The following is a 383-nucleotide window of genomic DNA, read 5'->3' as shown; positions in this document are numbered from 1 at the left end:
CGCCCGGGCCCTGGGGGTCTCCCCGGCCACCCTCCGGCGCTACGCCGCCCTGTGGGAGGGGGTGGTGGGCCCCCTGCCCCGGGACCCCCGGGGGGGCCGGCTCTGGCCCAAGGAGGCCCTGGCCCGCCTCCAGGCGGCCCGGGAGGCCCACCTGCGGGAAGGCCTCCCCCTGGAGGAGGCCCTGGCCCGGGTCCAGGGGGACTTCCCGGCCGCCGGCCTCGCCCTCCCCTCCGAGGGGGAGGCCCTGGCCCTCCTCCGGGCCCTGGCCGAACGGCTGGAGCGGGTGGAGGGGGAGCTCCGGGCCCTGCGGGAGGAGAACGCCCGCCTGAGGGAGGCCTTGAAGGCCCTGGAGCCCCCGGTCAGCGAAGCTACCTTGAGGAGGC

1 protein-coding gene is annotated in these 383 nt (G+C 79.6%); it reads left to right on the top strand.

What is annotated here, in order from left to right; genetic code table 11:
• On the top strand, nucleotides 1–383 hold a 383-nt coding region (locus L0D17_RS14070; RefSeq protein ID WP_279231847.1), incomplete at both ends, for a MerR family transcriptional regulator.

The sequence above is a fragment of the Thermus thalpophilus genome, from assembly GCF_022760915.1.
Lineage (GTDB): Bacteria > Deinococcota > Deinococci > Deinococcales > Thermaceae > Thermus > Thermus thalpophilus.
The sequence above is the reverse complement of the archived record's forward strand: the minus strand, read 5'-3'. Positions and strand labels throughout refer to the sequence as shown.